15 protein-coding genes and 1 tRNA gene are annotated in these 12,514 nt (G+C 60.0%); 11 read left to right on the top strand and 5 right to left on the bottom strand.

The genetic code is table 11. The features are described from left to right. Positions 1 to 95: 95 nt before the first annotated feature. The 7 genes from DHV10_RS00515 to DHV10_RS00485 all read left to right on the top strand — a co-directional run bounded on the left by DHV10_RS00515 (position 96) and on the right by DHV10_RS00485 (position 4,474). Positions 96 to 371, top strand: coding sequence for a ribbon-helix-helix domain-containing protein (locus tag DHV10_RS00515; protein ID WP_109484374.1), 276 nt, complete (start codon positions 96 to 98; stop codon positions 369 to 371). Next, positions 368 to 910 carry a hypothetical protein gene (locus tag DHV10_RS00510; protein WP_109484373.1) on the top strand — a complete coding sequence of 181 codons (543 nt, stop codon included), beginning with the start codon at positions 368 to 370 and terminating at the stop codon, positions 908 to 910. Before DHV10_RS00515 ends, DHV10_RS00510 begins: the two co-directional genes overlap by 4 nt. Before the next feature lie 76 nt (positions 911 to 986). Next, the gene (locus DHV10_RS00505; RefSeq protein ID WP_109484372.1) at positions 987 to 2,183 is read left to right on the top strand and encodes a glycoside hydrolase family 172 protein; all 1,197 of its coding nucleotides are present in this window, start codon (positions 987 to 989) and stop codon (positions 2,181 to 2,183) included. A 158-nt stretch (positions 2,184 to 2,341) separates the two neighbouring features. Next, positions 2,342 to 2,587 carry a hypothetical protein gene (locus DHV10_RS00500; protein ID WP_109484371.1) on the top strand — a complete coding sequence of 82 codons (246 nt, stop codon included), beginning with the start codon at positions 2,342 to 2,344 and terminating at the stop codon, positions 2,585 to 2,587. A 101-nt stretch (positions 2,588 to 2,688) separates the two neighbouring features. Next, positions 2,689 to 3,234, top strand: a complete 546-nt coding sequence (locus tag DHV10_RS00495; protein WP_109484370.1) for a GbsR/MarR family transcriptional regulator — start codon at positions 2,689 to 2,691, stop codon at positions 3,232 to 3,234. Beyond that, positions 3,234 to 4,127 (top strand): SAM-dependent methyltransferase, encoded by an 894-nt coding sequence (locus DHV10_RS00490; RefSeq protein ID WP_109484369.1) that lies wholly within the window; start codon positions 3,234 to 3,236, stop codon positions 4,125 to 4,127. Before DHV10_RS00495 ends, DHV10_RS00490 begins: the two co-directional genes overlap by 1 nt. Before the next feature lie 116 nt (positions 4,128 to 4,243). After that, positions 4,244 to 4,474 (top strand): hypothetical protein, encoded by a 231-nt coding sequence (locus tag DHV10_RS00485; protein ID WP_109484368.1) that lies wholly within the window; start codon positions 4,244 to 4,246, stop codon positions 4,472 to 4,474. Between the two features lie 553 nt (positions 4,475 to 5,027). Here the strand turns inward: DHV10_RS00485 and DHV10_RS00475 are convergent. After that, positions 5,028 to 5,104: transfer RNA gene (locus tag DHV10_RS00475), tRNA-Val, on the bottom strand. A 133-nt stretch (positions 5,105 to 5,237) separates the two neighbouring features. Between DHV10_RS00475 and DHV10_RS00470 the strand changes: the two genes are divergently transcribed. Both DHV10_RS00470 and bshA read left to right on the top strand, forming a co-directional pair. Next, positions 5,238 to 6,104 carry a ChbG/HpnK family deacetylase gene (locus tag DHV10_RS00470; RefSeq protein ID WP_239461230.1) on the top strand — a complete coding sequence of 289 codons (867 nt, stop codon included), beginning with the start codon at positions 5,238 to 5,240 and terminating at the stop codon, positions 6,102 to 6,104. 119 nt (positions 6,105 to 6,223) lie between these two features. Continuing rightward, a complete protein-coding gene (gene bshA, locus DHV10_RS00465) occupies positions 6,224 to 7,363 on the top strand; it encodes an N-acetyl-alpha-D-glucosaminyl L-malate synthase BshA (RefSeq protein ID WP_109484365.1) in 1,140 nt (379 codons plus the stop codon). A 32-nt stretch (positions 7,364 to 7,395) separates the two neighbouring features. Here bshA and DHV10_RS00460 read toward each other — a convergent pair whose 3' ends face one another. Further along, the gene (locus tag DHV10_RS00460) at positions 7,396 to 7,950 is read right to left on the bottom strand and encodes a 3-hydroxyacyl-CoA dehydrogenase NAD-binding domain-containing protein (protein WP_109484364.1); all 555 of its coding nucleotides are present in this window, start codon (positions 7,948 to 7,950) and stop codon (positions 7,396 to 7,398) included. A 7-nt stretch (positions 7,951 to 7,957) separates the two neighbouring features. Continuing rightward, on the bottom strand, positions 7,958 to 8,140 hold the full coding sequence (locus DHV10_RS00455; protein WP_109484363.1) for a hypothetical protein: 183 nt from the start codon (positions 8,138 to 8,140) through the stop codon (positions 7,958 to 7,960). A gap of 249 nt (positions 8,141 to 8,389) precedes the next feature. Here DHV10_RS00455 and DHV10_RS00450 point away from each other — a divergent pair, with 249 nt between their 5' ends. Continuing rightward, positions 8,390 to 9,046 carry a hypothetical protein gene (locus tag DHV10_RS00450; RefSeq protein WP_109484362.1) on the top strand — a complete coding sequence of 219 codons (657 nt, stop codon included), beginning with the start codon at positions 8,390 to 8,392 and terminating at the stop codon, positions 9,044 to 9,046. A gap of 108 nt (positions 9,047 to 9,154) precedes the next feature. Here the strand turns inward: DHV10_RS00450 and DHV10_RS00445 are convergent, their stop codons facing one another. After that, complete coding sequence (locus tag DHV10_RS00445) at positions 9,155 to 9,721, bottom strand: hypothetical protein (protein WP_109484361.1); 567 nt, start codon at positions 9,719 to 9,721, stop codon at positions 9,155 to 9,157. 219 nt (positions 9,722 to 9,940) lie between these two features. On the opposite strand from DHV10_RS00445, the gene DHV10_RS00440 reads away from it, so the two are divergent. Then, complete coding sequence (locus DHV10_RS00440; protein WP_239461229.1) at positions 9,941 to 11,383, top strand: MFS transporter; 1,443 nt, start codon at positions 9,941 to 9,943, stop codon at positions 11,381 to 11,383. A gap of 48 nt (positions 11,384 to 11,431) precedes the next feature. Here DHV10_RS00440 and DHV10_RS00435 read toward each other — a convergent pair whose 3' ends face one another. After that, positions 11,432 to 12,223: an alpha/beta fold hydrolase gene (locus DHV10_RS00435; RefSeq protein ID WP_204101290.1), complete on the bottom strand. Its 792-nt coding sequence runs from the start codon at positions 12,221 to 12,223 to the stop codon at positions 11,432 to 11,434. Between the last annotated feature and the right edge of the window lie 291 nt (positions 12,224 to 12,514).

The following is a 12,514-nucleotide window of genomic DNA, read 5'->3' as shown; positions in this document are numbered from 1 at the left end:
AGTGACAGACCGTGATCCATCGCATTTCGTGAAAACAGGCCCGGCATAAATTCAAAAACTTGCAGCTATCTTGGTATTTTGGTACCTTGGTACACATGACAGCGGAAAAGCAAGACCACCCTCTCGTCGAAGTCGAACGCGTGCAGACCGGCGTTCGGCTTGAAAAACGCATGCTCAAGGTCCTTAAAGCCATCGCCGAACAGAAGGATATGACCCTCGGCGACCTGCTCGAGGGCATCGTTCTCCACGCCTTTGAAGGCAAAGCGCCGTTCTCGCCGCAAACGCTCAAGGAAATCGAGCAGTTCAAAACCCTCTACGGCATGACACTGAAGGCCTCGGACAGCCATCACCTCAAGGAGCGCAAACGATGAAGCCCGCACTGGTCATCGCCGCCGCTCTCGGCGCTTCTGCGCTCGCGCAGTCTCCCGCTCCAGCCAGCCAGCTCCTGCACACGCAGACCGCATTCGACATCACCGTTCCTCTGCCCTACGCCGAAACCGCACCTCTCTTCGGCCCGGAAGGCGAACGCGCCTGGGCCGGTCCGCACTGGGATCCGCACTTCGTATATCCGCAGCCCGCCCATGATGAACAGGGCGCTGTCTTCACTGTCCAGCACGGCCCGGTGACCGCCACGTGGGTCAACACGCTCTACGATCTCGAAGGCCGTCACTTCATCTACGCCTACTTCATGCCGGGGGTCATGGTCACGACGATCGATGTCCGCTTCATCTCAACGGCGGCCAATTCCACTCGGGTCCACGTCCTCTATACGCGCACTGCCCTCACCGTCGAAGGCAACGAACATGTCACGAGGCTCACGGTGGGCGATAAGTCCGCGGCCTATGAGTGGCAACAAGCCATTGAGACATCTCTTGCCTCACGCACAAAACAAAGGACGCCGGAAAAATGAGCACTGCCTTGTGCCCTGCTATATTGAATCGTCTTCGCGAAGCGCTTTATGAATCGCTGAAACCCAAGGAGCTGTCATGCCTCCCACGAATCCGACTGAATTCTCTGAACCACTCCCGTCCGCAATCGAATCGACCGCCGCTCCGACTCGCCGCAAAGTAATCGGCACCCTCGCCGCCGCGGGCGCTCTGCTCGGCGTCGATCCCATTGCTTCCGCCCAGAGCAAAAAGAAAGTCGCAGAACCGGCCGCTCCCGTTGGACCGCCGGCAGCTCCCGACGCGCTCTTCGCCATGGCTCGCCTGCGCGACTACAAATGCCACCGCTCCTCGAGCTGGGATCGCACAGGCGGCAACGATGACTGGGTTGCTGTTGAGCCCGGCGCCTCCGCCACACTTCTCGACATCAAAGGACCGGGCGTCATCACGCACATCTGGTTCACCATCAACTCTGATGACAAAATGCATCTCAAGAACCTCGTCCTGCGCGCCTGGTGGGACGGCGAATCCAGCCCCTCGATCGAGGCTCCCATTGGCGACTTCTTCGGCCTGATGCTCGGCGAATACTTCACCTACCAGTCTGCGCTGCTTGCTGTGGCACCCATGAAGGCTCTCAACAGCTACTTTCAGATGCCCTTTGATTCCGCTGCCCGCATCACACTTACCAACGAAGGAAAAGTTCGCACCAACAATCTCTATTTCGCCATCGACTACACCACCGTTTCCGCGCTGCCGCCCAACCTCGGCCGCTTCCACGCCCAGTACCGCCAGTCTGCGCCGTGCAAAAAATCCTCCGACACCAGCGGCAAGAATCTCAGCGGCGCCGACAACTACGTCTTCTTCGAGGCTACGGGTCGCGGCCACTTTGTCGGCGTTACGCAGGGTGTTCTGCAGAACGCCGACGGATGGTTTGGAGAAGGCGACGACATGATCTTCATCGACGGCGAGCAGCAGCCTGTCATCAACGGCACCGGTACCGAGGACTACTACAACGGTGCATGGGACTTCCGCGGCAATGCCTTTGCCAACCAGCGCCAGGGCGCGCCGTTCATTGTCGATGCAGAGCGCGTCGGTGGACGCTACTGCCTGTACCGCTGGCACACCGAAAGCTTCATCACCTTCGAGAAGTCGATCAAGGTCACCATCGAGCACGGCCATGGCAACGACCGCGCCGACAATTTCTACTCGGTCGGCTACTGGTACCAGACCGAGCCCCACGCCGAATTCCCAAAGCTCCCATCAACGGAAGAGCGCGTGCCTAAAGTCATCATGTCCTGACGGCATGGAACTGATCAACAATCGAAGTCGTCAAAAGGCCGGATCTGAGCAGACCACGCGGGCTGCCTATGATCCGGCCTTCAGCTTCTTCGGTAGATCCAGCTTTGGGATTTGTATGTGATATGCTCCGGTAACTTCTTCGAAACGGAGCTGCCCTCATGAGCAGATTCTGGCGGAATCTTCTCTGCGTCCTCGCCGGGCTCATCACCTCACTCGTCGGGACTGAAATCGTCTTCATCTTCTGGCCTTTGATCTTCCCTCAGAATCTCCAGGGACACTCCACCGGCGAAGATGCCCTCCCATTCATCGTCATCGCCTTCTTCCTGTCGTTTGCCGCGGCCGGCTTCCTTCTCGTCCGTAAACTCACGAAGAAATACGCACGAAACGACCACATCTCTCGTTGACCGCCTGGCCCTGATTTACCCAGTGCCGGTTCCGTCATGAGCGACCTGCTGATTAATTCTGATATTTCTGTCCTTACAGAAATATCTGTTATACTGGACGCATGACGCTCAGCAACTCCATGCAGGAATTCATTCTCCACTGGGGCGAAATGGGCACCCGCTGGGGGGTCAACCGAACCGTCGCCCAGGTCCACGCGCTGCTCTATCTCTCGCCCGAACCCCTCACTGCCGAAGACATTTCCGACGCGCTCTCGGTGGCGCGCTCCAACGTCAGCACCAGCCTCAAGGAACTGCAGAACTGGGACCTGGTGCAGATCGAGAGCCGTATGGGCGACCGCCGCGACTACTTCCGCACGTCCTCCGATGTGTGGACACTTTTTCTGACGGTGGTCGAGCAACGCGTTGAGCGGGAGATTCTCCCCACCATGACCATGCTGCAGCGGCTGGTCAACGAGGCTCGCACCGAGCGCCCTGCACAGCCCATCGTGGCCGCCCGCATCAACGCGATGCACCTCTTCCTCGAGGAACTGCACGGCTGGTACGCGCAGGTGAAGAAGCTCCCTCCCGCCACGCTGCACTCCATCATCAGCATTGGCAGCGGCATCACGCGCATGCTGCCCAAAGCCCGCCGCCGGAGACTCGACTGATGGCGCAGACCATTACAGCCGCGACGCTCGCTTCATCTCTCTCAGAAGAGAGATTCCAGCGCTACTACGAGGAGGCCGGTCCCGACTACGCCGCCTGGAGCCCAGGGTTCAACATGCACTTCGGCTACTACCGTTCAGGCATGAATCCCTTCGACCGAGAAGCAATGCTGGAGCAGATGAACTGCGAGGTTCTGGACCGCCTTCGCATCTCATCGGGCGGCGCTCCGCGGGTTCTCGATATGGGATGCGGGCTCGGGGCGACGCTCCGCACGATTGCGCGCAAGCTACCCAACGCGGAGCTGCACGGCATCACTCTCGTTCCCTGGCAACTCGAGCAGGGCCGCCGGCTCAACCAATCCGCTGCCGGGACCTCGCACATCCGCCTTGCGCTTGCCAACTACGAAGACACCGGCTATCCATCAATGAACTACGACGCAGTCTATGCGCTTGAGAGCAGTTGCTACGGAACAGGTTCCGGCAAGTCGCGTCTCATTCGCGAAGCTCATCGGCTGCTTCGTCCCGGAGGCCGCCTTGTTGTTGCCGATGGCTTCATCAGTCAGGGCAGGTTCCGCGGACCGCAGCGCGCCATATTCCGCAAGCTCTGCGAGTGCTGGGTGATCGAGACGCTCGGCGACATTCGGGCCTTTGCCGAGGAGCTGCGCAATGCCGGATTTCGCGACATCACTGTTGAACGCATGCAGGCCGGCGTCAGCCCTTCTGTGTTCCACGTACCGTTCGTCACGATGAAGTTCCTGCTGACGGACGTCCTGTTCGGTCCACGCAAGATGACCCAGGCGCGGTGGAACAACGTTCTCGCGCCAGTGCTGCTCCCGTTGGTAGGGTTCCCCGTCGGCCCCCTCGCCTATTTTCTGGTCAGTGCGACTCGAGCCTGATCGTGTCGGGTCCCGGAGGCGTTTTCAACAGAGAACGGATACGTACCCGGGAATCTCCCCAGTTGAAGGTACAAACCTTTTCCACCAATCTTAGGCCTCACACGCGGAGGCGCGAGATGATTTGTCCTTACTGCAGCCAGGGTGATGTTGCAATCGAGATCTTCGGCTTCACGGTACACAAGCTCGCCGACCGCTGGATCGCTTGCCCTGAAAAGGGCTCTTGCTCGCCGTTTTACGACGGCGTCATCGCCACTCGCGAGGAAGATGCGTCCCGACCACTTCCCCCTGCTCGCGTTGCCATCAATTCACCCGCGCGTCCGCTGCTCACAGGCACTCACTCCCGCTGATCTCTAGCTGCAATGGCCCTGGGGCTGGTGCCGGTTTAGATCGAGGCCCGCCTGTGCAGCCGCCCTCGTGTCCAGTCGCGCACGATCGGCCTCTCGCCGTGTTTTGCGTTCGCCATCTCCCGTACTCGCCTTTTCAGCAAACACCTGAGCGCCACAAAGTCCGGATCGTCCGACGCCACTCCCGATCTCTTTTCAACATTCTCCAGAACGTTCTTTACTCTATTTCCAAACTCTTTTGACAACGAGGCCCGCATAACTAATCTCCATGCAAACCTTCGATGCCTCATCCTTTGCTCACGTGAATACGATTCGTCGCTGTTTAGGTCTAAACACGCAACTAGCTCCCCCCGGCGAACAGCCTTCGAACCAGGGCGGGCAGCCCGTGCACGTCGGAAGTTGAACTAAAGACTGAGAACTGATGACTGAGAGCTGCATCGCGCAGCAGCGCGATGCGATTGTGGGCAGCGAGGGACTCGAACTTGAGCCGTTTTTGCGGGCGTCTGAGCCCGCAGGCGAAATCCTGACGCGCACCGGAAGGACCCTTGTCATAGATTGGTGGGCAGCGAGGGACTCGAACCCCCGACTTCCTGCTTGTAAGGCAGGCGCTCTAACCAGCTGAGCTAGCCGCCCACTCCGGTGGGGACCCCGTACGCGGGGCTTCCTCCATCATAACAGCCTTGTGAATCTGGCCCGGACACAAGGCGACGGCCCCCATCCACCACATAGCAAACCGTTTTTCTCACGGGATTGATAATCTATCCCCGTGCCTCGCCTCATCGTCAATGCCGATGATTTCGGGATGGCCCCCGGAGTCAACCGCGCCATCCTCGAGCTTCATGCTGCCGAGGTACTCACCAGCGCGACGATGATGGCGCGGGCTGCCGCCACCGAAGAGGCCGTCAAAATGGCCCTCGCCATGCCTACCCTCGGCGTCGGCTGCCATGTCGTCCTTGTCAATGGCGCCCCCACATCCGATCCAGCACGCATCTCGTCGCTGATCGACAGCAACACGGGAGCGCTTTACCCGACGATCGGCGAGTTTCTCAAGCGACTCTACAGCGGCCGCATCCGCCCATCTCAGATCGAAGCTGAAGCCGCCGCGCAGATCGCCTCGCTGCAGAGCTTCGGGCTTCGCCTCACCCATGTGGACACGCACAAGCATCTGCACATGTTCCCCGGAGTGCTCGGCCCTGTTTTGCGGGCCGCCCGCGCCGCAGGCATACGCGCAATCCGCAACCCCTTCGAGCCTCTCTGGAGCATCAACGCCACCGTCAACGCACCCGACACCCGCCGCGCCGAGGTCCTGCTTCTTCGCCGCCTCGAGCGCCGCTTCCGCCGCATTGTTGCACGCGAGGGGTTCGTGACCACCGACGGCTCAGTCGGCGTGCTGGCTACCGGAACGCTCGATCTCTCCGTCGTTCACGCTCTCATCTCCTCGATGCCCGACGGCACATTTGAATTCGTCTCCCACCCCGGCTATCGCGATGAAGCTCTTGCCCGCGCCAACACGCGCCTCCTCGAGTCGCGCGAGATCGAACGCAACGCACTGGTTGCAATCAAGGGCTATGCCGGACTCGAACTCGTCTCCTTCGCCGGACTCCACCCAACCGCGCAGCAGCCGGTCACCTGATCCGCGCATCGGTCACCTTCTGCATCTTTGTTTTGCTCCTTATCGTCCAATCCCACAGACGTCCTCCGACACGAATTAACCAAAACGACAACAACAACAGCATCTTGCAAGGCGGCGCAATGCGCATCGGCATCACCTGTTATCCAACCTACGGCGGCTCAGGAGTTGTAGCCACCGAACTCGGCATCGAACTCGCCGCCTCGGGGCACGAGGTCCATTTCATCTCCTACTCACAGCCTTTTCGGCTCAGCGGCCGCGACGACGGCATCTTCTATCACGAGGTTCCCGTCTCCAGCTATCCGCTCTTCGAGTTCCCACCCTACGATCTCGCCCTCGCGTCGCGCATGGCTGAAGTCGCGGAATTCTCCGACCTCGATCTGCTTCACGTACACTACGCGATTCCGCACTCCGTCAGCGCGCTGCTTGCCCGCCAGATGCTCGCGGCGCGCGGGCGCAAGCTTCCCTTCGTGACCACGCTTCACGGCACGGATATCACGCTCGTGGGCCTTGACCGCAGCTATCTTCCCATCACCCGCTACGCCATTCAGGAGAGTGACGGCGTCACCAGCATCTCCACATACCTGAAGGACAAGACCGTGGACGACTTCGGCGTCTCGCGGCCCATCGAAGTGATTCCCAACTTCGTCAACTGCGATGTATACACGCCCATTGCGGACGAAAGCGCAAGGGCCCTGGCCCGCTCGCGCTTCGCCCAGCCGGACGAAGCGGTCTTCATTCATCTCTCCAACTTTCGCCCGGTGAAGCGCGTCGTCGACGTGGTCAAGGTCTTCGCGCAAGTAGTGCACGAAGTTCCCTCGCAGCTCATCCTGGTTGGCGACGGCCCTGACCGCTCCGCCGCCGAGTGGCTCGCGCACGACCTCAAGATCAACGACCGCGTTCACTTCCTTGGCAAGCAGGACCGCGTCAACGAGCTGCTTCCTCTCGCGGATCTGATGATCATGCCCAGCGCTCTCGAGTCCTTCGGCCTCGCTGCGCTCGAAGCCATGGCTTGCAAGGTCCCCGCGATCGCCACGCTCGTCGGCGGCGTTCCAGAGCTCATCGAGCACGGCGTCACCGGGCTGCTCTATCCCGTGGGCGACATCGACGGAATGGCCGCTGGGGCCATCTCGCTTCTCACAGAGCGGTCCAAACTCAACGCAATGCGCGAGGCCGCCCGCAAGGACGCGCAGAAGCGCTTCTGTGCATCCCTTGTTCTTCCTAAATACGTGAAGTACTACGAGCGGATCTTAGGTGACTGAGACCCGCAGGAAATACGGAGAGCATCGCGCGGCTAAACTTCTCCCCCGGGAATAGCCGATGATTGGACTGGGACCTCTTGTTGAAAAATGACCGCCAACCCCAGCCCCTGCCAGAACTCCCGCACCAGCCTCACCGTCTCCTCCGCAGCCTGCGGCGGCGTCCGTAAAGTGACTCCGCTCAACGACGCATCCGCCAGTTCCTTGGCATCGGCCAACACCGCCACGCACTTCTCCGCGCGATAGGTACACGAGGCCAGATCCGCGATCGACGTGTTCTTCATCGGGGACACCAGCACCGTCTTTGGCGGAGCCATTCGGTCCAGCAGGCAGAAGATCTCCAGCTTCGACTCCAACTCGTCCGGCACACAATCGATGGCCAGGTCTGCCTCGCGCACCGCCTCTTCGATGGTCGAAACAAACTGCACGCTGGGCAGAGCCGCCGGCCCCAGTTCCTGCCGAAGATACTCCTGCGCGTGATGCAGATTGGACGGCATCACGTCTTCCAGCAGCACCTCAAAACCGGCGCGCGCCGCCGCTAGAGCAAGCCTGCGCCCCAGAGGTCCAGCTCCGATGATGGCAACTTGCATTGTCGGTCTATTTGCCTGAAAGAGCCTTCATCACATCTTCGGCGTTCGGCTTGGACTGGCCAAGATGCTCCGCAATTCGCGCGCGCTCTTCGGCGGTCAGCGTCGGCACAAGGGCAAGAATGCGGCGCAGAGTCACCGCGACATCATCGATGTAATTCATCAACCGGATTGCTTCACCTGAGAGCGGCATTGAGGGGTCCTCGTCGTTAGGTTCAGACCCCATTGTAGGGCGTTGGCCTCGAAGAGGTAAAAGGGGCACCCCACGCGCGGCGAAATCCGTGAAAGTGTAGTCACTCTGATCTGTATTCCTCATCACGGTAAGGCCGATCAACCGGACCCACACTGCTTCGATGGTCTGATCAATGACCCTGGTAGGTACTCATCGGGCTCGACGTGCTGCGTGTTCTCCCCAGGTGATTCTTCCGAAGGAATACGAATTATGGATGGTCCAACCCTCGGTAACGCAGAGCGCACTCTTCTCCGCCGCTCGGCCTCAGCTCTACCCGCGCTGATCTGCCTCGTCCTTTTCGCATCTGTCTCCGCTTGGCCGACCGCTGCCCAGACACCCTCAGAGGGGCACGGCTCCGCTGATCCAAACTGGTTCATTTCCATGTCGCTCGGCGATGGTCAGCTCAAGCTTCAGTCAGACCAGCGGTCCTCCAGCCGTGACCCGTCGTTCGCACTTGGCTTCGATCTGGGCCGCCGCATCGGTAGCCGGGTGCGGGCCGGACTCGAAGTGAACGGCTGGCTCCTGCAGGCCTTCGACCTGAATAACCCCACCGTTGGCGAAAGCGTAGGCCAGGTGATGGCTGTCGGCGATTTTCTTCCTTCGCGAACTCACTCGATCTTCGCACGCGCCGGCTTTGGCCGTAGTTCTTACACGATCAATCGCCCCACCGGCAACAATGGCGGCGGAATGTCATGGATCGCCGGCGGCGGATATGAGATCCCCGTCTCAAAGTCCGTTCGCCTCGTCCCGACCGTCGCCTACTCAGCCGGCAATCTCGGCAACAGTGCGCTCACGGTATCGCAAACACACTTGCGATACTCTGTGCTTGAGTTCAAGCTTGCAGCTCTTTACCGGTTCGGCCACTGAGCGAGGCTCTGCCTGATCGGCGCGATTGGGCGCGCGAACTCTGCCCAGGAGAAGTACTTCGTCTTGGCAGGACCTGCGGGATTTGAGCCCAGAGAAGGTGAAAACAACCTACTGCTGAAAGCGCAGCAGAATCGAGATCATTGCCTTCGACAGGTCATCCGTCTGCTCCGTCGTCAGCGTTGTCGATGAGAACCAGGCCGTCGTATCCACGTCTTCGCGTGTCACTACGATCAGCTCATACTCCCGCGAGAACCCCAGCGCCTTCCCGCTGAAGTTCACCTTCTTCTTCTCCGGATCGAACTTCAGGAAGAAGCCCTGGTCGTCTTCGCGCCGAACCTCGAAGCTGTTCTGTTCCGTGGCCGCCGGCCGCAACACCACCCGCCCGGCTTTCTTGTTGACGCTCTCGCAGCGAATCGTAATCACATCGCACAGAGCCTTCCACTGATACGGAAGCTGCCTCAGCAGCAACGCCGCCCGTGCATCCGCCTTCCGCTTCTCTTCCACTGCCACCGACCTCTTTGGCTCATACCAGGCAAGCTCCTCCTCCTCCCACGTAAGAGGAACCTTCTTCTCCGGCTTCTCCGATGCGGTCGAAGGGTCAGACTTCGTCACTTCGGCAATTCGTTTCAGCAGGGCGTCGGATGCGGAGGGGGCGGTGGCAGTGTGAGCGCTCATAGAGTTCGTCTCTTTCGTGCGATCTTAACCCAGCCGCACCCTCACTTCGCGTCCCACGAGAGTGGAAGGTAACGGTACTTTCCGGGTAGATTCCCCTTTTCGGAACTCTCCTTCCAGCCGCGCTCCGCACATCCAACCCCGCCCGCCTCTCCTCGCCTCCAAGGTAGTTCGCATGCGGCCAAGGCCTGTGCGTTCCGATTCGCCTCTCGGGAGTCCCCTGTGCCGCATTCTCAAAAACAAGATGTAGTCGAAACTGACATCCCTGCCCGCCTCGACCGGCTCCCGTGGTCGCGGTGGCACATGCGGATCCTCACCGCGCTCGGAACCTCCTGGCTCCTCGATGGCCTCGAAGTCACGCTCGTTGGCTCCCTCTCCGGCATTCTCGAAAGCAGCAACGGCCTCAAGCTCACCGACACAGAGGTCACCGGCGCCGCTACGACATACCTCGCGGGAGCCGTCTTCGGCGCGCTCCTCTTCGGCTACCTCACCGATCGACTCGGCCGCCGCAAGCTCTTTCTCGTCACCCTCGCCACCTACTCGCTCGCCACCATCGCCAGCGGCTTTTCCTGGGGATTGTTCAGCTTCTCGCTCTTCCGCTTCTTCACCGGGGTCGGTATCGGCGGCGAGTACGCAGCCATCAACTCCGCCGTCGACGAACTCATCCCCGGCAAACTACGCGGCACCGTCGATCTCGTCGTCAACGGAACCTTCTGGCTCGGAGCCACCGCCGGCTCCATCGCAGCGATGCTCCTTCTCCATGGACTCCTCCCTCAGAAAACGGGCTGGCGTTACGCATTCGGCATCGGCGGCTCGCTCGGGCTCATTGTCCTCATCCTCCGCCTCTTCGTACCAGAAAGCCCCCGCTGGCTCATGCTTCGCGGCCAGGAGGACAAAGCCGGCGAGATTGTCGGAAAGATTGAAGGCGACGTCCAACAACACACCTCCGGTCACCTGCCCAAACCCGAAGGCGACAAGCTCAAAATCAAAGTGCGCGATCACACACCGCTTAAGGAAATCTTCGCGAACATGGTCGGCGAGAATCGCATGCGCTCCGTGCTCGCCATAGTTCTAATGGTTTCGCAATCGTTCTTTTTCAACGCGGTCTTCTTCTCGTACGGACTCGTGGTCAAGCGCTTCTTCCACGTGAAAGACGAGCAGCTGCCCATTCACTTGCTTCCCTTCGCGATCGCCAGCTTTCTCGGGCCCGTCACCCTCGGGCGACTCTTCGACAAGATCGGCCGCAAGCCCATGATCACCATCTGCTACGGCGCTGCGGGAGCACTCCTCGCCGCCATTGTCTTTCCCTTTGCACACGGATCCATGGGCACCATGGGCGTGGGAATCGCCTTCTCTGTCGTCTTTTTCATTGCGTCATCGGCCGCAAGTGCGGCCTATCTCACCGTCAGCGAAATCTTCCCTCTCGAGATCCGCGCATTCGCCATCGCCATTTTCTACGCCATCGGCACTCTCATCGGCGGAGTCGGCGCGCCACTGCTCTTCGGCTTCCTCATCGAGACAAACTCCAGGCTCAACGTCGCTCTCGGCTATGCTCTCGGAGCCGTCCTGATGATCTGCGGCGCCGTCTGCGAACACTTCATCGGCATCGAAGCCGCCGGCAAAGGCCTCGAATCCATCTCCAAACCTCTCCAGAGCAGTTCCTGACCGCAAGCCCGTCCCAGGCGCCACCGCGCGCTGGTCTGGCTCCACGGCTTATCGGAAGTCCTTGTAGGGCTCAATGAAGAACCTGTCGACCAGGCGGTTGAAGTCTTCGGCGTGTTCGCGAAGGGTGCCGTGGCCGGAATTGGGAACGACCCAGAGGTTCGCATGAGGAATGTTCTCGTAGATCAACAGCGTGTGCGCAACGGAAATGAGATCGTGGTCGCCGCAGATAATAAGCGATGGCGCCTGGATGCTGTGGAGTTGGGCGAGAGTGATGTGGGGCTCCTGCCAGTCGAGAAGAAAAAGCTTCCGGTCGTTCTTCTCCTTCGCGGTGATGTAGATCTTGTGCTGGCCGTTTTCGTATTCCTTCTTCTCTCCTTCCCAGAGACCGGGCTGAAAGGCGTCGGCAGTAGGCCACAGATTGGCGCCAGTCGAAGCAAGACGCTTCACTTTTTCAGGATGGCGCATTGCGAGAAGAAGAGCGTTGATGCCGCCATCGCTCCAACCGATCACGTAGGCGGAGGGAATGTTCATCGCATCGAGCAGGGCGGCGTAGTCGTCCGCCATCATCTCGAATGTGAGGTTATGGTCAGGGTCGAGCGACCTGCCCTGTGAGCGGCTGTCCGCCAGGATCACCTTGTAGTGGGTGGCAAAATACGGAACGTTCTTCGAGAAGGCGCTCATGTCGCCGTTGTTGCCATGGATCATGAGCAGAGGTGGTCCGCTGCCGTAGACTTCGGTGTACATTTTGAAGCCGTCGATGTCGTAGAACTTCCCGGCGGCAGGGTTGTGATCGTACGGAACAGAGGCAGTTTCCTGCGCGCGCGCATTTGCGACGCACAAAGTTAGGGCGAACCAGATAACAGGGATACAACAGCGGGGAATTCGCGGCAGACGCACGTGACAGACTCCGGGCAAGGAATGGAAAGCTGTTGATCGCATCCTATATGAGTGCGCACGAGAGGCGCGCAGGTCAACGAGTTCGGATTGCGGCGCATCAAAAGGCGTTTCGCACCCAAAACAGAAAGGCGGCTCACCCTCCCACAAGGAGTGAACCGCCTCGCCGCATTCCGGACTAACTTCAACCCGCCGGAAATCTTCACAGCTGTCAGCTTTCGGCTTTCAGCTTCCAGA

Source organism: Occallatibacter savannae (genome assembly GCF_003131205.1).
GTDB classification, from domain to species: Bacteria; Acidobacteriota; Terriglobia; order Terriglobales; family Acidobacteriaceae; genus Telmatobacter; species Telmatobacter savannae.
Note: the sequence above shows the minus strand (reverse complement) of the source record. Positions and strands in the feature narration are given on the sequence as shown.

Excerpts from the sequence above, each read along its gene's own strand:
- DHV10_RS00515 (WP_109484374.1), top strand. The coding sequence starts at position 96 with ATGACAGCGGAAAAGCAAGACCACCCTCTCGTCGAAGTCGAACGCGTG.
- DHV10_RS00510 (WP_109484373.1), top strand. The coding sequence starts at position 368 with ATGAAGCCCGCACTGGTCATCGCCGCCGCTCTCGGCGCTTCTGCGCTC.
- DHV10_RS00505 (WP_109484372.1), top strand. The coding sequence starts at position 987 with ATGCCTCCCACGAATCCGACTGAATTCTCTGAACCACTCCCGTCCGCA.
- DHV10_RS00500 (WP_109484371.1), top strand. The coding sequence starts at position 2,342 with ATGAGCAGATTCTGGCGGAATCTTCTCTGCGTCCTCGCCGGGCTCATC.
- DHV10_RS00495 (WP_109484370.1), top strand. The coding sequence starts at position 2,689 with ATGACGCTCAGCAACTCCATGCAGGAATTCATTCTCCACTGGGGCGAA.
- DHV10_RS00490 (WP_109484369.1), top strand. The coding sequence starts at position 3,234 with ATGGCGCAGACCATTACAGCCGCGACGCTCGCTTCATCTCTCTCAGAA.
- DHV10_RS00485 (WP_109484368.1), top strand. The coding sequence starts at position 4,244 with ATGATTTGTCCTTACTGCAGCCAGGGTGATGTTGCAATCGAGATCTTC.
- bshA (WP_109484365.1), top strand. The coding sequence starts at position 6,224 with ATGCGCATCGGCATCACCTGTTATCCAACCTACGGCGGCTCAGGAGTT.
- DHV10_RS00460 (WP_109484364.1), bottom strand. The coding sequence starts at position 7,950 with ATGCAAGTTGCCATCATCGGAGCTGGACCTCTGGGGCGCAGGCTTGCT.
- DHV10_RS00455 (WP_109484363.1), bottom strand. The coding sequence starts at position 8,140 with ATGCCGCTCTCAGGTGAAGCAATCCGGTTGATGAATTACATCGATGAT.
- DHV10_RS00450 (WP_109484362.1), top strand. The coding sequence starts at position 8,390 with ATGGATGGTCCAACCCTCGGTAACGCAGAGCGCACTCTTCTCCGCCGC.
- DHV10_RS00445 (WP_109484361.1), bottom strand. The coding sequence starts at position 9,721 with ATGAGCGCTCACACTGCCACCGCCCCCTCCGCATCCGACGCCCTGCTG.